The 23,715-nt window shown below is 70.6% G+C and carries 18 protein-coding genes; 3 read left to right on the top strand and 15 right to left on the bottom strand.

Annotation, left to right across the window (positions count from 1 at the left end; genetic code table 11):
- Nucleotides 1–10: 10 nt before the first annotated feature.
- The 6 genes from QQY66_RS36835 to eccB form a co-directional block, all read right to left on the bottom strand.
- The gene (locus tag QQY66_RS36835) at nucleotides 11–1,453 is read right to left on the bottom strand and encodes a hypothetical protein (protein WP_301984663.1); all 1,443 of its coding nucleotides are present in this window, start codon (nucleotides 1,451–1,453) and stop codon (nucleotides 11–13) included.
- A 42-nt stretch (nucleotides 1,454–1,495) separates the two neighbouring features.
- Nucleotides 1,496–1,843: a hypothetical protein gene (locus tag QQY66_RS36830; protein ID WP_301984662.1), complete on the bottom strand. Its 348-nt coding sequence runs from the start codon at nucleotides 1,841–1,843 to the stop codon at nucleotides 1,496–1,498.
- A gap of 78 nt (nucleotides 1,844–1,921) precedes the next feature.
- Nucleotides 1,922–3,193: a type VII secretion-associated serine protease mycosin gene (gene mycP / locus QQY66_RS36825; protein WP_301984661.1), complete on the bottom strand. Its 1,272-nt coding sequence runs from the start codon at nucleotides 3,191–3,193 to the stop codon at nucleotides 1,922–1,924.
- 326 nt (nucleotides 3,194–3,519) lie between these two features.
- Nucleotides 3,520–3,810 carry a WXG100 family type VII secretion target gene (locus tag QQY66_RS36820; protein ID WP_301984660.1) on the bottom strand — a complete coding sequence of 97 codons (291 nt, stop codon included), beginning with the start codon at nucleotides 3,808–3,810 and terminating at the stop codon, nucleotides 3,520–3,522.
- A gap of 107 nt (nucleotides 3,811–3,917) precedes the next feature.
- Nucleotides 3,918–4,229, bottom strand: coding sequence for a WXG100 family type VII secretion target (locus tag QQY66_RS36815; RefSeq protein ID WP_301984659.1), 312 nt, complete (start codon nucleotides 4,227–4,229; stop codon nucleotides 3,918–3,920).
- 243 nt (nucleotides 4,230–4,472) lie between these two features.
- On the bottom strand, nucleotides 4,473–6,065 hold the full coding sequence (eccB, locus tag QQY66_RS36810) for a type VII secretion protein EccB (RefSeq protein WP_301984658.1): 1,593 nt from the start codon (nucleotides 6,063–6,065) through the stop codon (nucleotides 4,473–4,475).
- A 385-nt stretch (nucleotides 6,066–6,450) separates the two neighbouring features.
- Here eccB and eccE point away from each other — a divergent pair, with 385 nt between their 5' ends.
- From eccE to QQY66_RS36795, 3 genes are all read left to right on the top strand, one after another.
- Nucleotides 6,451–7,764: a type VII secretion protein EccE gene (gene eccE, locus QQY66_RS36805; RefSeq protein ID WP_301984656.1), complete on the top strand. Its 1,314-nt coding sequence runs from the start codon at nucleotides 6,451–6,453 to the stop codon at nucleotides 7,762–7,764.
- Nucleotides 7,764–8,594: a hypothetical protein gene (locus tag QQY66_RS36800; protein ID WP_301984655.1), complete on the top strand. Its 831-nt coding sequence runs from the start codon at nucleotides 7,764–7,766 to the stop codon at nucleotides 8,592–8,594. The genes eccE and QQY66_RS36800 overlap by 1 nt, the downstream gene beginning before the upstream one ends.
- A gap of 184 nt (nucleotides 8,595–8,778) precedes the next feature.
- Nucleotides 8,779–11,742 (top strand): SCO5717 family growth-regulating ATPase, encoded by a 2,964-nt coding sequence (locus QQY66_RS36795; protein WP_301984654.1) that lies wholly within the window; start codon nucleotides 8,779–8,781, stop codon nucleotides 11,740–11,742.
- Nucleotides 11,743–11,867: 125 nt separating this feature from the next.
- On the opposite strand, the gene QQY66_RS36790 is transcribed toward QQY66_RS36795, so the two are convergent.
- From QQY66_RS36790 to rimP, 9 genes are all read right to left on the bottom strand, one after another.
- Nucleotides 11,868–12,827, bottom strand: coding sequence for a bifunctional riboflavin kinase/FAD synthetase (locus QQY66_RS36790; RefSeq protein WP_301984653.1), 960 nt, complete (start codon nucleotides 12,825–12,827; stop codon nucleotides 11,868–11,870).
- 131 nt (nucleotides 12,828–12,958) lie between these two features.
- Nucleotides 12,959–16,363 (bottom strand): trypsin-like peptidase domain-containing protein, encoded by a 3,405-nt coding sequence (locus QQY66_RS36785; protein WP_301984651.1) that lies wholly within the window; start codon nucleotides 16,361–16,363, stop codon nucleotides 12,959–12,961.
- Between the two features lie 252 nt (nucleotides 16,364–16,615).
- Nucleotides 16,616–17,521: a tRNA pseudouridine(55) synthase TruB gene (truB, locus tag QQY66_RS36780; RefSeq protein WP_301984650.1), complete on the bottom strand. Its 906-nt coding sequence runs from the start codon at nucleotides 17,519–17,521 to the stop codon at nucleotides 16,616–16,618.
- On the bottom strand, nucleotides 17,518–17,964 hold the full coding sequence (gene rbfA, locus QQY66_RS36775) for a 30S ribosome-binding factor RbfA (protein WP_301984648.1): 447 nt from the start codon (nucleotides 17,962–17,964) through the stop codon (nucleotides 17,518–17,520). Before rbfA ends, truB begins: the two co-directional genes overlap by 4 nt.
- 39 nt (nucleotides 17,965–18,003) lie before the next feature.
- A complete protein-coding gene (locus QQY66_RS36770) occupies nucleotides 18,004–18,297 on the bottom strand; it encodes a DUF503 domain-containing protein (protein WP_301984646.1) in 294 nt (97 codons plus the stop codon).
- A 194-nt stretch (nucleotides 18,298–18,491) separates the two neighbouring features.
- Nucleotides 18,492–21,608, bottom strand: a complete 3,117-nt coding sequence (infB, locus tag QQY66_RS36765) for a translation initiation factor IF-2 (protein ID WP_301984645.1) — start codon at nucleotides 21,606–21,608, stop codon at nucleotides 18,492–18,494.
- 147 nt (nucleotides 21,609–21,755) lie between these two features.
- On the bottom strand, nucleotides 21,756–22,067 hold the full coding sequence (locus tag QQY66_RS36760; protein ID WP_301984644.1) for a YlxR family protein: 312 nt from the start codon (nucleotides 22,065–22,067) through the stop codon (nucleotides 21,756–21,758).
- Between the two features lie 101 nt (nucleotides 22,068–22,168).
- On the bottom strand, nucleotides 22,169–23,167 hold the full coding sequence (nusA, locus tag QQY66_RS36755; RefSeq protein WP_301984642.1) for a transcription termination factor NusA: 999 nt from the start codon (nucleotides 23,165–23,167) through the stop codon (nucleotides 22,169–22,171).
- A 2-nt stretch (nucleotides 23,168–23,169) separates the two neighbouring features.
- On the bottom strand, nucleotides 23,170–23,679 hold the full coding sequence (gene rimP, locus QQY66_RS36750; RefSeq protein ID WP_301984641.1) for a ribosome maturation factor RimP: 510 nt from the start codon (nucleotides 23,677–23,679) through the stop codon (nucleotides 23,170–23,172).
- Nucleotides 23,680–23,715: the final 36 nt, after the last annotated feature.

Genomic DNA, 23,715 nt, shown 5'->3' with positions numbered 1-23,715 from the left:
GCCGACTTGTCTACTCGATCGTTCGCGGTACGTTCCGGTTGCGGTCCTCTTCCGAGATCCAGGTCTCTTCGTCCTCGACCAGGTAGTCGGGACGCTCGCCCTGGCTATTCTCGTCGTTGGGCCGTCGACCGTTGCGACCGCCCATGCCGCCAGCCATTGCACCGGCTCCGCGCTGGCTTCCGCCGCGGCTGCCGTGCAGGCCCGCACCGCCACCAGTGCCCTTGCCTGTGATGCCCTTGGCCGCACCGACCACACCGCCGCGGGACTTTGCAAGGGCTCCACGTCCGCCAGCGCCAGCACCGCCTCGGCCAGCTGCGCCGGCTCCCGCGCCGCCCATGCCGCCCATACCGGCTCGGCCTCCGGCACCGCGGCCTGCTCCCGCACCAGTACCAGCCGCGCGACCGCCGCCCGCGACACCGATGCCGCCGCGTCCGGCCGCACCACGTCCGACGCCGGTGCCTCCGCCAGGAGCCACGATGCCCGGGCCTTGCGCCCCTCCGGTCCCAACGCCACCCCCGCCGACGCCGGGGCCCCCGGTGCTAGTGCTGGGACCGGTACCCGTCAGACCGGGCGAGATGCTGTCCACCTTCGTCTTGGTGGTCGGGAGCTGTGCGCCTCCCGTGATTCCCTGGTCGCGGGGCACCGTTGGGGCCGGCTTGACGCTCGTGGTCGGACCTGCGCTCCACGGCTTACTGCCTGATCCCGAGACGCCAGGTCGGGACGCACCGACGCCACCTGGCACGACGGGCGGCGGGTATTCCACGTTGCCGTTGGGTTCCTTGATGTTGCCCCTGTCATCCATCAGGACACGATTCCTATCCAGGTTTCCCTTAACCCGGATGTACTGGGCCGCCAGGTTCTCCATGACGGCAACCCCGTTGAGTTGAGCCTCCCGACTCGCCCCGATCTTGCCCTCGTTAATTTCCGCTACTTCCTTGGCGGTCAGCTTGCGGTCCTGGAGATCGCTAGCGACTGCTTCGCCGTTGTCCCATTTCCAGTCACTCAGAGCGTCACCGAGCTTGGCCCAACCACTGGGCTCCTCGATCTGGTCCAACTGCGCCTTGAACCTGCGCAACTGCGAGCCAGCGTCAGCCATCTGGGAGCTGTTGAGGTCGGCGTGCCAAGCCGCGTTCCTGATGCTCTGAGAGATTTCTCGAGCCTTCTTCTCGAAACTCTGGGCCGCCTCCCCCTCCCAGTGCTCCAGGACGTTGTCGACCGCCTTGTCGAGCAGACCGGCGATCCCGCCTCCCTCGCCACCGGAAAGCAGCTCGTTAACCTTGCCCCAGTGGCGGCCTACATCCTCGATCGCTCCCGGGTTGGTGAGGTCAAGCATCTGCTTGAGCTCTTTGAGCGAGTAATTGATGAATTGAGTCTTGGTCTGAGGACGCCCAGGGTCCGCAACGCAGGTGTCATTCACGATCTCGGGCTGGGGCAGGTCCTTGTCACCGGCCATTTTGAACTCCTCCTTTGGTAGGTGATTCTCGATCCGGTACGACTAGTCCCACTTACCGCTCGGTGCCCCGGAGTTACCACCCATTTGCTGCTTGTTCGCGTACTCCTGCTCGCTGTACTTGTCCTTGACCTTGGAGGTGCTCGTGCCGAACTTGTCGATCAACCCATGCAGGCTCTTGATCGCAGCCTCAAGATCGGTCTTCATATTCTTGTGAGCCGCGTGCAGATCGCCCGCCTCCAAAAAGAGGCACGAGTTCCCGAACGCATCCATCGGGATCTCCGTGTTGTACCGCGACGTCTGCCCGGCCTTGTCCATATCGTCCAGCAACGTCCAGAGCTTCCGGATGACCTCATCCAGCGCGCTCAGATCGACCCGCATCCCGTTACTCATACCCCGTTGTCCTCTCCCCTGTTCCTCAAGTTGTCAGCGCACCCACTCGGCGCCCAAGCCATCGCCCAACCCGAACTACTACCCACCAGCCCGACCACCCCGCCGCGCCCGCCAGTCCCGCACAGCCACCCCACCCCCCGCAACCACCAACGCCAGAGCCGCCCCAACGCCCAACACATACATGGCGATCCGGCGCTCCCGCTCAGCCTCGGTCTCCCCCATGGTCACTGCCATGGGAACAACCCCGCCCGCTCCAGGCGCCACCACCGGATCCGGCTTCGGAGAAGTCCCCGGCGTCGAATCGTCCGACAACGCCGCAACCGGATCCACAACACCCCACCCGATGAACCGGTTGGGCCCCCGCCCCGGCCGCTGAGCCGTCTCCTCAAGGCGGGTGGCGATCTGGGACGCCTTCCAGTCCGGGTGCTTCTGCTTCAGCAGGGCCGCGACGCCCGCGACATACGGCGCCGCGAAGCTCGTGCCGTCCGCCGTGCATTGCCCACCCTTCGGGACGGTGGAGACCATGCCGACGCCCGGTGCGGCGATGTCGACAAAGTCGCCGGACTGGGAGAAGAAGGCGCGTTCGTCGTTGCGGTCGGAGGCTGCTACCGCCAGGACGCCGTCGTACGAAGCCGGATATGTGTTCGCCGACTTACCGTCCGCACCGTCGTTGCCGGCGGCCGCGACGATCAGCGCGCCCTTGCGCACCGCGTTCGCCACGGCGGTCCCCAGGGTCAGGTTGTCCGACTTGTCGGCGGTGTCCGAGGAGATGTTGATGATGTCGGCGCCCGCGGCGACCGCAGCGTCGATGGCCGATGCCATGGTGCCCGAGTTGCCCTGCTTCTCCTCCCCGCCCGTGTAGCGGTAGGACAGAATCTTGGCGTCGGGTGCGATGCCCACGAAGCCCGTACCCTTCAGGGGGCGCGCGGCGATGATGCCCGCCACCCTCGTGCCGTGGCCTTCGAGGTCATCGGTGGCGGGGCCGTCTACGAAGGTCTTGCTGCCGGCGGCTACGGCTCCGCGGAGTTGAGGGTTCGAGTCGTCGACCCCGGTGTCGATCACCGCCACCGTGACGCCCTTGCCCGTCGCCTGTTCGCGCAGTTGATCCAGGAGGACACGTTGGAGTGACCACGGCGTGGACTTGATGACGTCGCCGCCGAAGACGCACTCCGAGCTGGCCGCCAAGCCGAAGTCTGGATTGCCCGACTTGTCGGACGCCAGTGCCGGTGGAGCGGATGCCAGGCAGATTCCCATCGCCGCGAGCACGCCAAAGGCCCGCTGCAGTGCGCGGGTTCCACTCTTGCCGCTGCGCGAACGGGCTGTCAGGCCCTCCACGTCCAGGCCCTTCATCTCCAGGCTCCCAGGGCTTCCTTGCTTACCTGCATGCTCACTTGTTGGCTTGCCGGCTTGCTTCGACTGCTACGTCGCTCACTTCGACTGCTACGTCACTCACTCGATGTACTACGTCTGCCGCGCCTGCTTCGTTGACTTCGACGAATGCGAAGGCCGCGAAGGCTTCGACGCTGAAGCATGCGCGTTAACAACCCGTCCGCGAATGTGAAGATTCGCGGGATGTGTTGTGTGCGGCCCCTCAGAAAGGGGCGGCCCAGCTGACGCCTTCGCGTCTGCTGGGCCGATCCTCCGCATTCACGCACACTCTCGGGCCGCCGACGGGCTCAGCCCCAGGTGTTGGCGTTGCTCTTCTCGGTGGCCTGGTAGTTGTCGGCCGCGCTCTGCAGGGCCGTGGAGATCTTCAGCAGGGTCGCGTGCAGGTCGGCGGCGGTGCGGTCCCACTCGCGCTGCTTGCGCTGGTAGCCCTCCTGCGCCTCGCCTTCCCAGGTGTTGGCGACGCGCTTGACCGCGGCCTCGAGGTCGTCGAGCTGCTGCTTGATGCGACCGGCGGTCGTCTTCACGTCGGTGGAGGCGTTGGTGATGGTTGCGTAATTGACGAGGATCGACATCGTCATTCCCTTTCAGGAAGAGTCCGACTCAGGAAGAGTCTGCGGAAATCGGTGGGAAGCAGAAGCTGTAGAGATGGGCAGAGCCGCGCCGAAGCGGCTGCCCTACGGCTCGATCAGCCGAAGTCCGACATGATCTTGCTGATCTCGGAGTTCTGCTGCTCTTCCGACGCGGTGTAGTTGCTCCGCGTGGAGTCCACGGCTTCCTTGATGTCGTTGAGGATGTCGTTCATCCTCTTCGCGTCCGCGTTCCAGCGCTCCTGCAGCTGGCGATACGACTGAGCCGCCTGGCCCTGCCAGCCGCCGGCGATCTGGTCGATCACTCCGTTGAGACGGCGGACCTCGCCCTGCAGCTGACCGTTCACCGTGGTGATGTCACCGGAGAGCTTGGTCAGCTCGTCCTCTGTTACCCGGAACTGGCCGGCCATGTTGAACCTTCCCCCATGTCGTCGTTGATCCGGGAATCCCTTACCAGTCCCGGAGTTGCGTTCCGTTCGTGAACGCTGGAAGCACTCTATCCTCCGCCTGTCACATACCCACAGGCAAGGTGTTTCAGTTACAGCATCAACACACCTGTGCGATGCGCGCGTGGACGGTTGCTGTCAAGTCCCCTCGCCCGCAACCCCGTTGGTGCGTCACTCAACGCATCACCTAGCGCATCACTCAGCACGTCACTGGCTCTGCGGCTGCGCCGCCCTACCCGTGTCCAGGGTCGGGCCTTTCGGGATGAATGTCGCCCAAGTTTGCGGTACGAACGCCGGGTTGGAGACGTCCTCGTAGCCCAGCCGCGTGCGCGCCTTCGCCGTCTCGCTCGCGCCGCCGGACTCGCCCTCCGACGACGAGGACGACGACGAACCGCTGCCGCTTCCCTCCGCGTCCGCCTCCGCCTCGCTGTCGTTGTTCGTCGGCAGCGAGTACCGCAGACCCGTGTCCGTCAGCAGATACGTCGCACCGCCGCCGCCCGCCGCACCGGTGACCTCCTGGAAGAGGAGGCCCGAACCGGAGGAGACGTAGGCGCTCAGCGATTCGGCGACGACCTTCTTGGGGTACGCCGTTCCGGCCCAGGCGGCGAGCTGCGGCTTGTTGTCCGCGCCGATGGTGCCGTCGTAGACGCTGCACGAGGTGGTACGGGCCTCGCCGGTCGCGGTGGCCGCGGGGTTGGCCTGGCGCGGAACGGTCTCGGGCCAGCCCTTGTCCGCATAGAACTTGTCCGCCGGGCCGCCGTTGGCCTCGATGATGTCGCGGGTGTCGACCTCGATGGGGTCGACCCCGTCCTTCACCTGGAGCAGCGCGGCGACGAACGGCGTGATGCGGGCGATCTCGTCCTGGAGGACGACGTAGTACTGGGGGCCCTGCGCCTCTTGTGCCTTGAGTACCTGCCCCACGGTGGCCGCCGCGGCGGGGAGTCCCTGGACCGCGGTCGTCTCGCCGGCGGACGGAACCGTCGGGAAGGTGATGACCCCGCCCTCGTTGAGGGTGCGCAGCCACTCCTGGCTCACCGGCTGGGCCTCGGCCGTGGTGCCGATGACGGCGGCGCGCAGCTGCTCCATGGTGGTCTCGTCGAGACCCGAAGGGCCGCCCAGCAGGAAGCGGTTGCCCTTGCCGTCGACCAGGTATTCCTGCTCGGTCTTGGGGTCCTTGACGTACAGGGCCTCGCGCGGGTCGACCTTCCCCGCGCCGCCCAGCGACTTCGCGTCGTCGGCGTCGAGGACGAAGACGGCACGGTCGATGGCGTCGTCCGTTCCGGAGCCGGAGGCCGGGCGCTCGCACACCGCCCAGGTCTTCGCCTTCTCCGCGTCGTCCTTGGCGGGCAGCCGGTCGGGGGCGTACGGAATGCCGAGGGTCGCGCCGTGCGGAATGCCGCTCTTGTCGATCTCCTTGCCGGGGACCTCGATGACGCTGCCCTTGCCCTTGTCCAGGAGGAGCTTGGCGGAGGCGTAGTTGAGGACGGGGTGCAGCGTCTTGGTCTTCTTGCCGTTGGACGTCTCGTCGTTGAGGACGACGTAGCGCGTCGTGGAGTCGCTGTCGACGATGATGTACTCGCCGGGAGTGTCCCAGCCCTTGGGCGCGCTGGGCTTGATCACGCCCCAGGCGATGAAGCCGATCACCAGCACGATGCCCACCGCCAGGCTGGGCATCACCGTACGAACCGGACGCGGTGCGCCTTCTTCGGAGCCTCCCGGGGACGGCGCCAGAAACGCCGCGACGGTGCGCTTGCGAGCGAACGTGTAGGCGGCGAGCTCATCCCGACGCTGCTTTGCCATGGTCCCCGTGTCTCCCGAATTCTGGTCCCCGATGGTGCCCGACCGTGCCCGATCGTGCCTGACCGCGAATCGTGAGGCCTGACCGTGGAACGCGAGGCCGCCGCTCCGGCCGAGCAGGCATCCACTATGCACTGCGCCGCGGTGCGGCGGTCCATCAGGGTACGGCCGTCCCCGCATCTTCACAGATCATCTTCACAGAGCTTCACGACAGCGCTCCACCATGCGGGCCCGGTCCGTGCGAGGCTGGCCACCCGGGGTCGGTGTCCCCTGCGCCGCTGTGCCGTCTGTGCCCGGCAGCGGGTACCGTGAGCCACTCGTATGGACGATGTGGGCCAATGGACGCCCGACGAACGGCCACCACTTCGCGAAAGGGATGTCCCGGGGGATGACCAGCGCTACGAGCACTCGGCGCGGACGCCGCGCACAGCAGCAACCGGACGGTCCGGACCGTGGACGCGTGTCGACTCCGGCCCCCGCCGCCGCGTCGCCGCGCACCTTGCCCACCCCGGGCGGTATGGGCCCGGTACGGCTGCAGCAGCTGATCCTGGTGGAACTCGCGGCGGCCGTCATGCTCGTCGCGTGGGTCACCGACGTGTCCTGGCTGCTGGCCCCCGCGGGTGCCGTGGCGGCGCTGCTGCTGCTTCTCGCGGTCCTGCGCCGGGGCCGTCGGCCGCTGGCCGAGTGGTACGACACGGCGCGCGCGCTGAGGCGCCGTCAGCGCGAGGCCAAGCTGCCCGTGCCACCGGGTACGGACGCGATGCTGGCTCCGGTCGTGGAGTGCGACCCGGCGCTGCGGACCCATGAGTTCCTGTCTCGTGACGACCGTTCGATCGGTCTGATCGGCGACGGGACCTTCCTGACCGCGGTGCTCTTCGTGCAGCCGGCGGACCAGCCGTTGCGTCCCGGGGGCGCCGGGCGGGAGCTGCCGCTGAAGCTGATCCAGGAGGCGCTGGAGGTCGACGGGATCCGGCTCGCCTCCGCCCAGGTGGTCCAGCACACCCAGCCGGCGCCCGCACCGCATCTGCCCGAGCAGTCGATCGCCGCGCGGTCGTACGGCCCACTGCAGGCGCAGACCGGTTCGCCCGCGCTCCGGCTCACCTGGGTCGCCCTCAAGCTGGACCCGGAGCTGTGCCCGGAGGCGGTTCAGGCGCGCGGCGACGGTGTTCCCGGTGCGCAGCGCGCCCTGCTGCGGGTGGCGGACCAGTTGACCAGCCGACTGGCCGGGGCCGGGTTCAAGGCGACCATCCTGGACGAGACCGAGCTGGTGCAGGCGCTGGCGACGTCCAGCTGCCTCAACCCGCGCGCCAACGCGCAGCACGGCCAGGACGGGCGGACCCAGCGCCGTTCGGTCGAATCGGTACGGACGTGGCGGGTCGACGACCGGTGGCACACGACGTACTGGGTGTCCCGCTGGCCGCAGTTGGGAAGCGGCGGTGTGGCGCTGCCCGAACTGGTGACGCGGTTCACCTCTCTCCCGGTGCTCGCCACGACGTTCAGTGTGACCCTGAGCAAGGCCGGCAGCCGGGGTGTCTCCCTCGCGGGGCACATCCGTGTCACCGCCCGGGGTGACAGCGAACTCGGCCAGGTGGGACGGGAGTTGGAGCGGACCGCGAGTGCCGCGAAGGTCGGTCTGGTCCGCCTCGACCGGGAGCAGGTCCCGGGAGCCCTCGCCACTCTGCCGCTCGGAGGTACGTACTGATGTCCCACCCCGCACCGACCATGCCCCCGGGCCAACCGGGCCGGGCCACCCCCGCGCACGTGGCCTCGCCCTCCGACACCGGCATGATCCCGATCATCCGGCAGCCGGAGCCGCGGCAGCAACGGCGCGTCTTCAGCCCGGGGTTCGGGCTGCGCGGGCCGCGCCGGAACCGCCATGTCGTCACCGTCGACGAGCTTCCGGCGATCAGCATGCCGATCGGCGACGACGGCGTGATCATCGGCACCGACCGGGCGTCGCAGCCCGCCGTGCTCGGCCTGTCCCGCCCCACCCCCTTCGACGTCGTACTCGTGGGCGGCCTCTGGCTGGCCCAGGTGCTGGCGTTGCGGGTCGCCGCGACCGGGGCCCGGGTGGGCGTGGAGACCGGTCGGCCGCAGGCGTGGCAGCAGCTGGCCCAGTCGGCGGGTGGCGGCCAGCAGTGCGTGACGGTGTATCCGGTGGGACGGGTGCCCGCTCAGGGCCCCTCCGTTTCCAGCCCGGTCGTGCTGATCCGGGACTGCGGCATCCGTCCGCCGCGCGGCCGGGTGACCGCGCTGCCGTGGCAGGCCGTGGTGACGGTGCTGCCCTTCGTCAGCGAGCACGCACCGCGCTGGCTGGCCCAGGCCCAACTGGTCGGCATTCAGCGCATTTCGCCCGAGGAGACCGAGATCGTACGGGACACTCTGGGCATCCCGGACGAGCCGTTGCAGTATCTGTCGAACCTTCATGACAGCGTCGCCCTGTGGTGCACTCGCAAGCACCGCACCTTCGTGATGACCGAACCCACGGACGCGGAGACGGGCCTGCTCGGCGTGGCCCGTCGGATGGACTGAACGCGTCTTCGTTTCCGGGCATGGGGTGCGAACCGGCCGTGCCCGTGGGCGCTTTTCCCTAGCGCGTTGCGAGTGATTAGGCTTCTGGTGATGCGGTGACGATCGCAGCCGCGTGGGGTTCGCCACTCGGTCCGCCCGGCCGCGACGACCAACTCAGCAGCAGTGGCTGACCAGGAGGCAAGCAGTGAACAGGGATCGGTCCGACTACAACGGCGGCGGCCCGTCCTCTGACGGGGACGAGCACGAGACCGAACTCACCGGTGAGTTCGAAATCGTCTACACGCCTCCCGCCTGGTACGCCCCGAAGCCGCAGAGTGGCTCCGCGAACGACGAACCGAGCAACCCCGGGCAGGCCTCACCGCCGCCTCCGCCGCCGACCGGATCGCCCGCAGTGCCGTCCTCCGGACCACCCGGCGTTCCCGCACCGCAGGCTCCCCCACCCAACGCTCCCGCGCCGGCCCAGCCCCAGCCGTACACCTATCGCGCACCCGCACCGCAGCAGCCCACGTCGGACGCGCCCGGCGCGAACCAGTCCGGCACGGGTGGCACCGACGGCTACGGGTACCCGCAGCCGGCCCAGCCGCAACCGGGCCAGCCGCAATCCGCCCCACCGCAGCCCAGCCAGCCCCAGCCCAGCCAGCCCCAGCCCGCCCAGCCGCAACCGCCACAGCCACCGCAGCAGCAGCAGCCGGGCACCGCCGCCCCCGCGGCCGGAGATACCGCGGCGCCCGGCGGATACGGCTACCCCCAGCAGGCGTCAGCGAGCGTGCCCCAGCAGCGCCAGGACACGTCGGGCGGTCACGTCCCGGCTCAGCAGCAGCCGTCGACCCCGCCTCCCGCAGCGCCCGGCTTCCCGGTGCTGCGTCCGGTCGACGAGGACTCCCAGGGCAGCCCGTCCCAGGCCACCGCCCCCGCGGCGAGCGCCCCCGACGAGCCCGCCCCCGGTGAGCCGCTGCCCGACCTCAACCACGCCGCCGCCGACGCCGAGGCCGCGCGGCTGTTCGGCGAGTCCTCCGACGACGAGGAGCCGGAGCAGGAGCGCAGCGACGAGGCCGAGCCGGACGGCTCCGCCGGGTCGGCGCCCGAGGCTGACGGCACGGCCGACACGGACGGTACGGACGGCCAGGGGAACGCGGTCATTCAGTCCGATGCGGGCGCCCCCGCCTCGCAGACCGACACCGACACGGCGTCAGCAACGGCGGAAGCAGGACCGGAAGCCGAGCCGCAGCCCGCAGCTCCCGAAGCCCCGCCGGCCGCTCAGGGGCAGCCGCCGCAGGGGGACCCCGCCATGCCGGCCCCCATGCCGCAGGCCGGCCAGGCGATTCCCCCGCTGCCGCCGGGCTACGTGCCCGCGCACCCCGCACAGGGCGTACCGCAGCAGCAGGCACCCCAGCCCGCCGGTTACGGCTACCCCCAGAACCCCGCCCAGCCGCCGCACCAGCCCCCGCACCAAGCCCCACCGCAGGGCTCGTTCGGCCCGGTCCAGCCGCCGGCCCCGGCCCAGCAGCCCGGCTACCCGGCACAGGGCGCACACCCGGCACCGGCCGACCCACGACAGGCGCCCCAGCCGCCGCACCCCCCGCAGCCCCAGCCGCACCCCGGCCACCCGCAGGCCGCCGGATACGGCTACCCCCAGCAGCCGGCCCAGCCCGGACAACCCCAGCCCGACGGGTACGGCTACCCCCAGAACCCGGCCCAGCCTCCCCAGGCGCAGCCGCAGCCCCAGCCCGGCTACGGCTACCCGCAGGCACCCCAGCCGCCGCAGCAGCCCTCGCCCTACCAGCAGCCCGCCCCGCCGCCCGCACCGAACCAGCAGCCCCCGGCCCCGGCGGCCCAGGCCCAGCAGCAGACACCCCCGCAAGCACCCCAACAGCACCCCGCCCCGCCCGCCCCCTACGGCAACCAGCCCAACCCGGGCAACCAGGGCTGGACCGCCCCACCCGGCCCCCAGGCCGGCCCCGGCGCCCCCCAGCAGCAGCAAGCCGCCCCCGGCACCCCCCTCGGCTACAACGCCGCCGTGGAGCTGTCCTCCGACCGGCTCCTGCGCAACCAGCCCAAGGCCCGTAAGAACAACCAGGGCCCGTCCCGCTTCAAGCTCGGCGCCAAGAAGGAGGCGGCGGAGCGGGAGCGGAAGCTGGGGCTGATCCGTACGCCGGTGATGTCCTGCTACCGGATCGCGGTGATCAGCCTCAAGGGCGGCGTCGGCAAGACCACGACGACCATGTCGCTGGGCGCCACGCTCGCCACCGAGCGGCAGGACAAGATCCTGGCGATCGACGCCAACCCGGACGCCGGCACGCTCGGCCGACGGGTCCGGCGCGAGACCGGCGCGACCATCCGCGACCTGGTGCAGGCGATCCCGCAGCTGAACAGCTACATGGACATCCGCCGCTTCACCTCGCAGGCGCCGTCCGGCCTCGAGATCATCGCCAACGACGTGGACCCGGCCGTCTCCACCACCTTCAACGACCAGGACTACCGCAGCGCGCTGGACGTGCTGGGCCGCCAGTACCCGATCATCCTGACGGACTCGGGCACCGGTCTGCTCTACAGCGCGATGCGCGGAGTGCTGGACCTCGCCGACCAGTTGATCATCATCTCCACCCCGTCGGTGGACGGTGCGAGCAGTGCCTCGACGACGCTGGACTGGCTGTCGGCGAACGGCTTCGCCGATCTCGTGCAGCGGTCGGTCACGGTCATCTCCGGTGTCCGTGAGACGGGCAAGATGATCAAGGTGGAGGACATCGTCGCGCACTTCGAGACCCGCTGCCGCGGTGTCGTGGTGATCCCGTTCGACGAGCACCTCGCGGCGGGCGCAGAGGTGGACCTCGACATGATGCGGCCGAAGACCCGCGAGGCCTACTTCGACCTCGCCGCCCTCATCGCCGAGGACATCGCGCGCACCCAGCAGGGCTTCGGCAACCCGAACATGCAGTACCAGCAGCCCCAGCAGGGGTACGCGCCCCAGCAGCAGCCCCAGCAGCACTATCCGCAGCCGGGCGGTGCCCCCCAGCCGGGCCAGGAGTGGCAACAGCCTCCGCAGCAGCAGCCCGGACCGGACCAGGGATGGCAGCAACAGCAGCCCGCGCCGCCGCCCCAGGCTCCGCAGCAGGACGGCGGCGTACCGCCGGGCTGGACCCAGCAGTAGGCGGCAGCGGCAGACAACGCCGGAGGGCCGGCACCACGAAGGTGCCGGCCCTCCGGCGTTCGCACAGGTCCCGCCAGGCTCAGAGGGCAGGCCCCACCAGGCTCAGACGGCAAGGCCCGCCGGGCTCAGACGGCAGGTCCCTCCGCAGCCCCGATCAGGTCACGGCAGCGCTTCACATCGCCCGCAATGGCCTCCAGCAGGGCCTCGAGCGAGTCGAACTTCTGCTGCCCGCGCACATAGGCGAGGAAGTCCACGGCCACATGCAGCCCGTACAGTTCCAGCCCCACCCGGTCGATGGCGTACGCCTCCACCGTGCGCTCGGTGCCGTCGAACTGCGGGTTGGTTCCTACGGAGATCGCGGCCGGCATGGCCTCGCCCTGTGCGTGCAGCCAGCCCGCGTAGACGCCGTCGGCCGGGATGGCGGTGTGCGGGAGGGTCTCGACGTTCGCCGTGGGGAAGCCGAGTTCGCGGCCGCGCTGGGCGCCGCGGACGACGACGCCCTCGACGCGGTGCGGGCGGCCGAGGATCTCGGCGGCGCCCTCGACGTCCCCTTCGGTGACCAGACGCCGGGTCAGGGTCGACGAGAACGGCTGGCCGCCGCCCGCCTCACCGGACACGTACAGGTCGATCACCTCGACCTCGAAGTCGTAGACCTTGCCCTGCTCGGCGAGGAACTCCACGTTGCCCGCGGCCCTGTGGCCGAAGCGGAAGTTGGGGCCCTCGACGACCGCCTTGGCGTGCAGCTTGTCGACCAGGACCTTGACGACGAAGTCGGCGGGCGACAGCTTCGAGAACTCGGTCGTGAAGGGGAGGATCAGCACCGCGTCCACGCCCAGCTCGCCCATCAGGTCGGCGCGGCGGTGGTGCGGTGCGAGCAGCGGCGGGTGGCTGCCGGGGCGGACGACCTCGCTGGGGTGCGGGTCGAAGGTGACGACCACGGAGGGGACGCCCAGCTCGCGGGCGCGCTCCACGGCATGCCGGATGATCAGCTGGTGTCCGCGGTGAACTCCGTCGTAGGACCCGATGGTGACGACGCTGCGCCCCCAGTCCTGGGGGATGTCCTCCAAGCCACGCCAGCGCTGCACTGTGTCTGCTCCTTGTTCGCACACTCGTCGAACCCGTGTCCGTGTCTGTGCCTGTTCCTACGCAGGTCTAAGGGTGCCATGCCGCGTCCGCCCGGCCCGCATCGGCATCTGGGCTGTGACAGGGCGCACGCTCACACGGGGACGCGGACACCTGCCAGGTTCTCGATCATGCGGCGCGCGCTGGGGCCGACGAGCGCCGCCCATGCCGCGGGCGCGTCGGTGAGCCAGCCCGCGACCAGCGCGGCGAAGCCCGGGACATGGCGGCCGAGGTCGACCAGACCGCGGTCGAAGCGGGCCGCGCCGTCCGGGGTGCGGACGAGGAGGATACCGATGTGGCGGACCAGGTCCCGGAGGTCGGGGCCGCCGTGCCGGGCGGCGGCGTGCAGGAGGGCGTCGAGGACGGCCGGCGTGTGCTCGTGGGCCAGCAGGAAGTCGAGCAGTTCGCGGCGCAGGGGGCGGGAGGCGGGGGTGCCGCGAGCGGCCAGTACGGCGGCCAGCGCGGCCCGCACCTGATCGGGACCGCCGTCCAGCAGACCGGTGACCAGCGGGAACAGTACGGACCGGGCGACCGGCCCCTGGTCGAGGCGCCGGTCGACGTACGCCGCCACGTCCGCCGCCGTCTCCGGGCGCCGCTGCACCGCCTCCCCTACGAGGCCCGCGACCCGGCGCGCCAAGGTCGGAGTCGTGACATCGGCGAGCGTACGCAGCGCCTCCCCGCCGCCCGGCCGGCGCAGCCGCTCCCGGAAGGCGTCCAGCACCGGATCGGGATGAGTTGCGAGGGCACCGACCAGCGCGCTGGGCGGGAACTGCGGGTCTCCGGACGCGAAGTGCCGTAGCGCCTGCGGGAGATGACGGGCCCGGGCCCGCGGATCCCGTACGAGGAGGGCGAGCGCGCCGCCGCGCAGGGTGCGGTCGGCGGGGTGGGCGAGCAGGGCGAGGGCCGCGTAGCGGAGCAGCTCGCGGTCGGCCTCCGTACGTACATGGGGCGCGGCCCGCAGCCCGCACACCGCCGCCGCGGCCCGCCGCGCGGGCCGCTCGTCGTGCGCCCATCGGTCGACGGCCCGGCACACCGCCGACGGCTCGTCCTCCGCCAGCACATCCAGCAGCTCCTCGGCGCGGCGGTGCGCACAGTCGACGAGCACCTCCATCAGGTCGTCCAGGGCCCGGTGCCGATGCGTGTGCAGCAGCGCCTGCGCCGCCTTCGCGACGGTCGCGTGCGGGGTGGCGGGAATCGGGCGCTCGTCGTCGAACCAGCGGGTGAGATGCGGTTGTACGGCGGTGGGGGCAGCGGCGAGCAGGTGTGCGGCGGCGTCGAGGTAGCGAGGGCCGTCGGTGTCGTCCGGGGCGGGGTCGGCGAGGAGGAGTCGGCGCAGGAGGTCGAAGCGGGTGACCTCGGGCAGGGCGAGGGCGGTCCAGAAGGCGGGGCCGAAGTCGCCCGGAACGGTGGGGTGTTGCCGGCGCCATGCCACGACTCGGTCGGCGAGCAGCCGCAGAACACCCGTGTACGGGGTCGCGTCGGGTACTCGGGGCAGGACCTCGGTGAGGAGGCGGGCGGGCCACCAGGAGTGCGGGTCGCTGTCCAGGGCATCGACCAACTCCTGGAGGCGGGCTGCGAGTTCGGGGGCGCCCTGCTGGCGGGCGAGGTGGAGCAGGGACTGCACCACCGGGCCGATGCGGTGGTGCGGGTCCTGCGGGTGCCTGATCAGGGTGTGCAGGGCTTCGTCCAGGTCGAGGTGCATGCCCTGGATCCAGTCGGCCAGTTCCTCGTGGGCGAAGCGGTAGCCGGGGCCGGCGGGGACGAGGAGTCCCTCGGTGAGGACGGCGGGCGCCCAGCCGGAGCCATGGGGGAACAGGGCCTCGAACGACTCCCTGTCCAGTCCGCCCTGGCCCGGGCCGAGGCTGTGGCGGGCGGCTTCGTGGATCCGGCCGGAGACCTTTGCGGCGAGTCTGCGTACGGCTGTGCCGTGCAGGGCGGCTGCGGTGGCCAGGCGGGTGGCGATGCGGAGGCTCATCAGGTCCAGGTAGGCCGTGAAGACGTCGTTGCGGTCGAGGGGGGTGGTGGGGGTGTGGATGTGGACGTCGGGGAGGGCTGACTGGACCTCGGAGAGGAGGCGGAGGGTGAGGGGGTGGTGGGCGTCGGGGGTGGTGAGGGTGCCGTCGGGGACGGCGTAGCGGGTGCGGGCTTGGGCTGACTCGTCGTCGGTGAGGTCGCTGAGGTGGATGCAGGGTGGCAGGTGCGGGTGGGGTCGTGGTGGCCGCCCAGCCTGGACCCCCGATCGGCCTTCGGCCTCGTCCTCGAACGCCGGACGGGCTGATTGGTGCAGCAGTGCTGCCGGGAAGGTGAGGCCCGCCGTCTCCCAGTACTCCTCCCTGCACGCCAACACCAGTTGCGTCCCGGTCTCTCTCAGCCACCTCACCGTTCCCTCCGTCCACTCGGGGAGTCGGTCGGCCAGGGGTGGTGGCATGTGCTCGGGGTCGTCCAGGAGGAGGAGCAGGGGGCGGTCGGCGTTGTGGGCCACCTGGGCGAGGTGTTCCGGGGTGACGGTTCGGGGCGCTCGTTGAAGTGTCCGGCGGGCCGCGTCCGCGATGGATGTGTCTTCGGGGTGGAGGTCGGCGCCCCGGAGCCAGAGGGTGGGGGCCAGGTGGCGGCGGGTGGCCAGGGACGCCAGTTCTGTCGTACGGCCGGTGCCCGGTGGGCCGACGAGGGCGAGGACGGAGGCCGACGCCTGTGTGAAGGCGGCGAACTCCCTTGCCGTCGCCGCCCGTTCGACCGGTTCGACGGGGCTCGGCGGGGCGGCCTGCCCGAGCGAGGTGGCCGTGAGGTGCAGTACTCCGGCCAGGTTGAGGTCGGCGCCGTAGGCGGGGACCGTCGCCGCGTTGCGGGCCAGCAGGTCGGCGAGTGGGCCTTCGGTGGTGCGGCGCAGGGGGACTGCGAAACCCACGTCGCGGTGGCCGGACTGGAGAGCCGTGCCGAGGACGCCGAGGACTGCGCCGGTCGTGGCGTCGAGGACCGGTCCCCCGGCCGCGCCGCCGCCGAGGCGGAGTGCGTCGCGGCCGGCGGTACCGATCGCCAACTCCAGGGCGCCGTCCAGGAGATGGAAGCGGTCGGTGGCCGTGTACGTCACGGCGGTCACGTCGAGGACGCGGGCCTCGCGCCAGCATCCGGCGAGGAGGCGGACGTATCTGCCGGTCTCGACCGTGTCCCGGACCGAGACGGGGAGCGGGTCGACGCCGAGTCCCTCGGTGTGGACGAGGGCCAGGTTCAGGGATGGCAGCGGGGTCACCGCGTCGGCGGTCACCAGGCAGGTGCGGTCGTCGGCGGCGTGCACCACGAGGCGGGTCAGGCCGTCCACGACTTCGTGGCTGGTGACGACCGTGCCCTCGTGGTCGGCGACGAATCCGGTGCCGCGCGGGCGTCCCGCCAAGTCGTGGATGCGAACGAGGACTTCGTCGCGCCCGCGCTCCACGTCCGTGTCGTCGCCCGCGCCGGTCTGCGTCCGGCGTCCCCCTCCGGTCCGCGGGCCCCGTCCCGCCATGGTCGAACCTCCCCGCGTACACCCGTGCTCGTATTCGACCGTAGACACAAGATGATCAGCGGGACAGATCGCGCGGCGAACGCGCCCCCTTCCGCTCCCTCGGTTCACTCCGAGCGCCTGCTCGGACGGGTGAACAGGAGGGGGCCGGTGGATACACCCTAGGGGTGGGGGAACCGAGGGGGACCGTGGAGCGGCAGGCAGAGTACGACCCCGTGCCCGCCGCTCCACGGGCAGCCAAGGGAAAAGGGCTGCTCAGCCGAAGACGGCGAGGCTCTTCGCCTTGCCCTTCTGCTCCTCGACGAGCGCGAGGAATCCACCGTCGGGGTCGAACACGGCCACGGCGCCCCTGCCCGCGTACTCGTCGGGCATCTCCAGCCGCACGCCGTTCATCAGCAGCCGGGCCCGCCTGGCGTCCACGTCCCAGCGCGGGAACGCCGCCGCGGCGGCCTCGGCGATCGGCATCACGGTCAGCTCCTCCTGGAGCTGGTCCAGGGTCCGGGCCGAGTCCAGCTTGTACGGTCCGACGCGCGTCCGGCGCAGCGCGGTGAGGTGCCCGCCGACGCCCAGGTCGGCGCCCAGGTCACGGGCGAGCGCCCGGATGTAGGTGCCGGACGAGCAGACCACCGAGACGACCAGGTCGAGCACGGGGGTGCCGTCCTCGGCGACGGCGTCCCGGACGTCGTACACGGCGAAGGAGGAGACGGTGACCGGCCTGGCCGGGATCTCGAAGTCCTCGCCGTCGCGGGCCCGCTTGTACGACCGCACCCCGTCGATCTTGATGGCGCTGACCTTGGACGGCACCTGCATGATCTCGCCGGTGAGCTTGGCGATCCCGGCGTCGACGGCGTCGCGGGTGACCTTCGAGGCGTCGACCGACCCCGTGATCTCGCCCTCGGCGTCGTCGGTGAGGGTCGTCTGGCCGAGGCGGATCGTGCCGAGGTACTCCTTCTCGGTCAGCGCGAGGTGGCCGAGGAGCTTGGTGGCCTTCTCGACGCCGAGGACGAGCACGCCCGTCGCCATGGGGTCGAGGGTGCCGGCGTGGCCGACACGTCGTGTCCTCGCGATGCCGCGCATCTTGGCGACGACGTCGTGCGAGGTGAAGCCCGACGGCTTGTCGACGATGACAAGGCCGTCGGGCGTCCGGTTCTTCTGCGTCATTCGGCGGCGTCGTCCTCGTCGTCACCCGGCTTCTTGTACGGATCCGCGTCACCGGCGTACGCGGCACCCGCGGACACCTCGCGCACCTTCGCGTCGGAGGCACGCGCCTTGTCGAGGAGGTCCTCGATGTTCTTGGCGGTGTCCGGAAGGGCGTCCGCGACGAAGGCGAGGGTCGGCGTGAACTTCACGCCCGCCGCCGCACCCACCGCGGAGCGCAGGATGCCCTTGGCGCTCTCCAGACCGGCCGCGGCGGCAGCCCGCTCCTCGTCGTCGCCGTACACGGTGTAGAAGACGGTCGCCTCCCGCAGGTCGCCCGTCACCCGGGTGTCCGTAATGGTGACGTGCGAGCCGAGCCGCGGGTCCTTGATCCCACGCTGCAGCTTCTGGGCCACCACCTCTCGGATGAGGTCCGCCAGCCTCTTGGCGCGCGCGTTGTCGGCCACTGGTCCGTCTCCCGTTCTTTCCTGTCTTGGTTCTCTAGGTCAGTCGTCGTCGCCGTGGAACCGCCGTCTCACCGACAGCAGTTCCACTTCGGGGCGTCCGGCGACCAGCCGCTCGCACCGGTCCAGTACGTCGGTCAGATGCCCCGCGTCGCCGGACACCATCGCGAGGCCGATGAGGGCCCTGCGATGAAGGTCCATGTGATCCACCTCCGCCGCGCTCACGGCGTACTTCCGCTGCAGCTCTGCGACGATCGGGCGGACTACGGAGCGCTTCTCCTTGAGCGACCGTATGTCGCCGAGGAGCAGGTCGAAGGACAGCGTCCCCACATACATGTGTGTAACCGGTTCACCCGCCGGTACGGGATCGATGGCCCCGCCTACCGGATGGGCGGGACATCAAGAACGGTACATCGAAGGGCCGGGCCGATCGACGGATATTACGCTCCGTAGACCTTGGAGGGTCCGTTCACACATGCGAGCCGGCCGACGGAACCGAGGTCCCGCCGGCCGGCATCGAACCGTTGGCATTACACCCGCGGCTTCTCCCGCATCTCGTACGTCGCGATGACGTCGTCGACCTTGATGTCGTTGAAGTTGCCGAGGTTGATACCGCCCTCGAACCCTTCACGGATCTCGGTGACGTCGTCCTTGAAGCGACGCAGACCCTCGATGTTGAGGTTCTCCGCGATGACCTTGCCGTCGCGGACGAGGCGTGCCTTGGTGTTGCGCTTGACCTCGCCGGAGCGGATGAGCACACCCGCGATGTTGCCCAGCTTGGACGACTTGAAGACCTCGCGGATCTCCGCCGTACCGAGCTCGACCTCTTCGTACTCCGGCTTGAGCATGCCCTTGAGGGCCGCCTCGATCTCCTCGATCGCCTGGTAGATGACCGAGTAGTACCGGACGTCCACGCCCTCGCGCTCGGCCATCTGCGCGGCACGGCCGGCCGCACGGACGTTGAAGCCGATCACGATGGCGTCCGAGCCCATCGCCAGGTCGATGTCCGACTCCGTGACCGCACCGACGCCGCGGTGCAGGACGCGGATGTCGACCTCTTCGCCGACGTCCAGCTGGAGCAGGGAGGACTCGAGAGCCTCGACGGAACCAGAAGCGTCACCCTTGATGATGAGGTTGAGCTGCTGGACCTCGCCGGCCTTGAGCACCTTGTCCAGGTCCTCGAGCGAGACGCGGCGCGTGCGCTTGGCGAAGGCCGCGTTGCGCTCGCGGGCGGCACGCTTCTCGGCGATCTGGCGGGCCGTGCGGTCCTCCTCGACGACGAGGAAGTTGTCGCCCGCACCCGGGACGTTGGTCAGGCCCAGGACCTGGACCGGCGTCGACGGGCCCGCCTCGGCGACGTTGTTGCCGTTGTCGTCGTGCATCGCCCGGACTCGGCCGTACGCGTCGCCGACCACCATGGTGTCGCCGACCCGCAGCGTGCCGCGCTGGACGAGGACCGTGGACACGGCACCGCGGCCGCGGTCGAGACGGGACTCGATCGCGATGCCCTGCGCGTCCTGGTTCGGGTTGGCCCGCAGGTCGAGCGAGGCGTCGGCCGTGAGGACCACGGCCTCCAGCAGGGAGTCGATGTTCAGACCCTGCTTGGCGGAGATGTCGACGAACATCGTCTCGCCGCCGTACTCCTCGGCCACCAGGCCGTACTCGGTCAGCTGACCGCGCACCTTGGTCGGGTCGGCACCCTCGACGTCGATCTTGTTGACCGCGACGACGATCGGGACGTCCGCCGCCTTGGCGTGGTTGAGGGCCTCGATCGTCTGCGGCATGACACCGTCGTTGGCCGCGACGACCAGGATGGCGATGTCGGTCGACCGGGCACCACGGGCACGCATGGCGGTGAACGCCTCGTGACCCGGGGTGTCGATGAAGGTGATCTTGCGCTCTTCGTCGTTGACCTCGGTCGCGACCTGGTAGGCACCGATGTGCTGGGTGATGCCGCCGGCCTCGCCCGCGATGACGTTCGTCTTGCGGATGGCGTCGAGGAGCCGGGTCTTACCGTGGTCGACGTGACCCATGACGGTCACGACCGGCGGACGGATCACGAGGTCTTCCTCGCCGCCCTCGTCCTCGCCGAACTCGATGTCGAAGGACTCGAGCAGCTCGCGGTCCTCCTCCTCGGGGCTGACGATCTGAACCGTGTAGTTCATCTCGCCGGCGAGGAGCTCCAGCGTCTCGTCGGAGACGGACTGGGTGGCCGTGACCATTTCGCCGAGGTTCATCATGACCGCGACGAGGGACGCCGGGTTGGCGTTGATCTTCTCCGCGAAGTCGGTGAGGGAGGCACCGCGCGACAGGCGAACAGTCTCGCCGTTGCCGCGAGGCAGCATCACGCCGCCGACCGACGGGGCCTGCATGGCCTCGTACTCCTGGCGCCTCTGCCGCTTCGACTTGCGACCGCAACGCGCGGGACCGCCGGGACGGCCGAAGGCGCCCTGCGTGCCACCACGGCCACCGGGACCACCGGGACGACCACCGAAGCCGGGACGGCCACCGCCGCCACCACCGGGACCGCCCGGACGACCGGCGAAGCCGCCACCGGCACCGCCGCCACCCGGACCGCCGGGACGACCGGCGAAGCCGCCACCGCCACCGCCGCCGGGACGACCGGCGAAGCCGCCGCCGCCACCGGGACGACCGCCGCCACCGCCACCACCGGGACGACCTCCGCCGCCGGGACCGCGGCCGCCGGGGCCACCGCCACCGGGACGCGGGCCGGCAGCGGGACGCTGCGGCATCATGCCGGGGTTCGGGCGGTTGCCGCCCGGACCGCCGGGGCCGCCGCCGGGACGCGGGGACTGCGGACGGGGCATGCCCGACGGGCTCGGACGGTTACCGCCCGGAGCCTGCGGACGGGGACCGCCGCCGGCCGCGCCCTGGGGACGCGGACCGCCCTGGCCCGCACCCTGCGGACGCGGGGCACCCGGGCCGCCGGGACCGCCAGGTCGGGGCGCACCGCCCGGACGGGGCGCCTGCGGGCGCGCCATGCCGGTGGAGCCGCCGGAGGTGAAGGGGTTGTTGCCCGGACGGGGACCGGCCGGACGAGCGCCCGGACGCGGAGCCTGGCCACCCGGACGCGGAGCCTGGCCGCCGGGACGCTGGCCACCCGGACGGTCGCCACGGTCACCGCGGTCACCGCGCCGCTCACCGGGTCCACTCGGACGGGCAGCGGGCTTCGGCGCACCGGGACGCGGCGCGGACGGGGCGGGAGCCGACGGCGGAGCGGTGAACTCCGGGGTCGTGGGCGCCGCGGGGGCCGGACGCGGCGCGGGCTTCGGGCCCGGCGCCGGGCGCGGAGTCGTCGGCGCGGGCGCCGACGGGGACTGGGCAGCGGGCCGCTCGGCCGCTGCGGGCTTGGGCGCCGGCGGCTTGGGAGCAGCCGGACGTGCCGCCTGCGCCGGAGAGGGCGCGGCGGGCCTGGGGGCGGCCTTCCTGGGGGCACCGGGCTTGGCGGCGGACTTGCCGTTGCCACCACCGGCCTGGAACGCGTCAGTCAGTTTGCGTACTACGGGCGCCTCGATCGTCGAGGACGCAGATCGGACAAATTCACCGAGTTCTTGGAGCTTGGCCATGACGACCTTGCTCTCCACCCCGAACTCCTTGGCGAGTTCGTATACCCGGACCTTAGCCACTTCGCTCCTTTTAGGTCCGGGTTGCGGCCGGACCGTCGCTACTTCATGGGCGTACTCATCGCGTGCTCATCGAGTGCTCATCGCAATCTCGACCTACTTCCAACTCGCGGGGTACCTGGGCCGCGCGGGGGTTCCGCACGACGCTTCTTACGGTGTTGCCTGCTCAGCAATGTGCTGCTGGCAACCTTCTGTCTGCTCGACGTAGTGGCGCAACGCCTTTGTGTCGAGCGCTCCCGGGGCGCGCAGCGCCCGCGTGAACGCCCGGCGGCGTACCGCCTGGTCGAGACAGACCAGGGCGGGGTGTACATAGGCACCCCGGCCGGGCAGCGTACCGCGTGGATCAGGGACGCATGCATCCTTGATCACCACGATGCGCAGCAGATCAGTCTTGGCCGCTCGCTCCCGGCACCCCACACAGGTGCGCTCAGGGCATGCGCGGGCTCGCGTCCGGCCAGACACTCTTAAGTCTACCTCCCCGTGCCGACCTCACCCCTTTGGGGCAAGAATCGAACGGTTCTTCACATGGATCTGTCGTGATCTAAGCCACCAACGGCTTGGATCTATTCCCGGCCCTGCTCGGACGGCTGCTCGGTGTCCGGACGGATGTCGATCCGCCAGCCGGTGAGCCGGGCCGCGAGGCGGGCGTTCTGGCCTTCCTTGCCGATGGCCAGGGACAGCTGGTAGTCGGGCACGGTCACGCGCGCGGAACGGGCGGCGAGGTCGACGACCTCCACCTTGGAGACCCGGGCCGGCGAGAGCGCGTTCGCCACCATCTCGGCCGGGTCGTCCGACCAGTCGACGATGTCGATCTTCTCACCGTTCAGCTCGCCCATCACCGCGCGCACCCGGCCCCCCATGGGGCCGATGCAGGCACCCTTGGGGTTCAGGCCGCTCCGGGTGGAACGGACGGCGATCTTGGTGCGGTGGCCGGCCTCACGCGCGATGGCCGCGATCTCCACCGAACCGTCGGCGATCTCCGGCACCTCCATGGCGAAGAGCTTCTTCACCAGATTGGGATGCGTGCGGGAGAGGGTGACGGAGGGACCGCGGACGCCCTTGGCCACTCGAACGACGTACGACCGCAGCCGCATCCCGTGCGGATACGTCTCGCCGGGGACCTGCTCCTGCACCGGCAGGATGGCCTCCAGCTTGCCGATGTCGACGAGGACGTTCTTCGGGTCGCGGCCCTGCTGGACGACGCCGGTGACGATGTCGCCCTCGCGCCCCGCGTACTCGCCGAGCGTGGCGTCGTCCTCGGCGTCGCGCAGCCGCTGCAGGATGACCTGCTTGGCGGTGGTGGCGGCGATACGGCCGAAGCCGGACGGGGTGTCGTCGAACTCGCGGGGCTCCTGGCCCTCCTCGAGGTCCTCCGGGTCCTCCTTCGCCCACACGGTCACATGCCCGGTCTCCCGGTTGAGCTCCACGCGCGCGTGGCGGCGGCTTCCCTCGGTGCGGTGGTAGGCGATGAGGAGGGCGGACTCGATCGCCTCGACCAGCAGGTCGAAGGAGATCTCCTTCTCCCGTACCAAGCCCCGCAGGGCACTCATGTCGATGTCCACGGCTACGCCTCCTCCTCTTCCTTCATGTCCTTCTTGTCCTTGCGGCTGAACTCCACCTGTACCCGGGCCTTGACGATGTCGGCGAAGGCGAGCCTGCGCGTGGTGGCCTTGCGGCCCTTCACACCGGGTACTTCGACGTCCACGCCCTCGTCGTCCACGGTCAGGAGTCTGGCGACCAGTTCCCCGTCCTCGGCGAGCTGGAACTTCACCAGGCGGCCTGTGGCACGCACATAGTGGCGGTGTTCTCTGAGCTCGCGCTCGGCACCGGGGGTTCCGACCTCGAGGGTGTACTCCCCCTGGCCCATCGCGTCCGTCTCGTCGAGCTTCGCCGAGAGCTCACGGCTCACATCGGCGATGGCGTCCAGATCGGCGCCTTCGTCGGAGTCGACGACCACGCGCAGCACCCGCTTGCGTCCGACCGAGTCCACTGCGATCTCTTCGAGATCCAGGCCCTGGGAGGTGACGAGCGGTTCGAGCAGTTCTCGCAGCCTCTCGCTCTGGGTGGTGCTCATCCGGGTGACTCCTCGGCCGCGTGTGCTGTTGTGGTT

This window comes from Streptomyces sp. DG2A-72, from assembly GCF_030499575.1.
Classification (GTDB): domain Bacteria; phylum Actinomycetota; class Actinomycetes; order Streptomycetales; family Streptomycetaceae; genus Streptomyces.
The sequence above is the reverse complement of the archived record's forward strand: the minus strand, read 5'-3'. Positions and strand labels throughout refer to the sequence as shown.

Excerpts from the sequence above, each read along its gene's own strand:
- QQY66_RS36835 (WP_301984663.1), bottom strand. The coding sequence starts at position 1,453 with ATGGCCGGTGACAAGGACCTGCCCCAGCCCGAGATCGTGAATGACACC.
- QQY66_RS36830 (WP_301984662.1), bottom strand. The coding sequence starts at position 1,843 with ATGAGTAACGGGATGCGGGTCGATCTGAGCGCGCTGGATGAGGTCATC.
- mycP (WP_301984661.1), bottom strand. The coding sequence starts at position 3,193 with ATGAAGGGCCTGGACGTGGAGGGCCTGACAGCCCGTTCGCGCAGCGGC.
- QQY66_RS36820 (WP_301984660.1), bottom strand. The coding sequence starts at position 3,810 with ATGACGATGTCGATCCTCGTCAATTACGCAACCATCACCAACGCCTCC.
- QQY66_RS36815 (WP_301984659.1), bottom strand. The coding sequence starts at position 4,229 with ATGGCCGGCCAGTTCCGGGTAACAGAGGACGAGCTGACCAAGCTCTCC.
- eccB (WP_301984658.1), bottom strand. The coding sequence starts at position 6,065 with ATGGCAAAGCAGCGTCGGGATGAGCTCGCCGCCTACACGTTCGCTCGC.
- eccE (WP_301984656.1), top strand. The coding sequence starts at position 6,451 with ATGACCAGCGCTACGAGCACTCGGCGCGGACGCCGCGCACAGCAGCAA.
- QQY66_RS36800 (WP_301984655.1), top strand. The coding sequence starts at position 7,764 with ATGTCCCACCCCGCACCGACCATGCCCCCGGGCCAACCGGGCCGGGCC.
- QQY66_RS36785 (WP_301984651.1), bottom strand. The coding sequence starts at position 16,363 with ATGGCGGGACGGGGCCCGCGGACCGGAGGGGGACGCCGGACGCAGACC.
- truB (WP_301984650.1), bottom strand. The coding sequence starts at position 17,521 with ATGACGCAGAAGAACCGGACGCCCGACGGCCTTGTCATCGTCGACAAG.
- QQY66_RS36770 (WP_301984646.1), bottom strand. The coding sequence starts at position 18,297 with ATGTATGTGGGGACGCTGTCCTTCGACCTGCTCCTCGGCGACATACGG.
- rimP (WP_301984641.1), bottom strand. The coding sequence starts at position 23,679 with ATGAGCACCACCCAGAGCGAGAGGCTGCGAGAACTGCTCGAACCGCTC.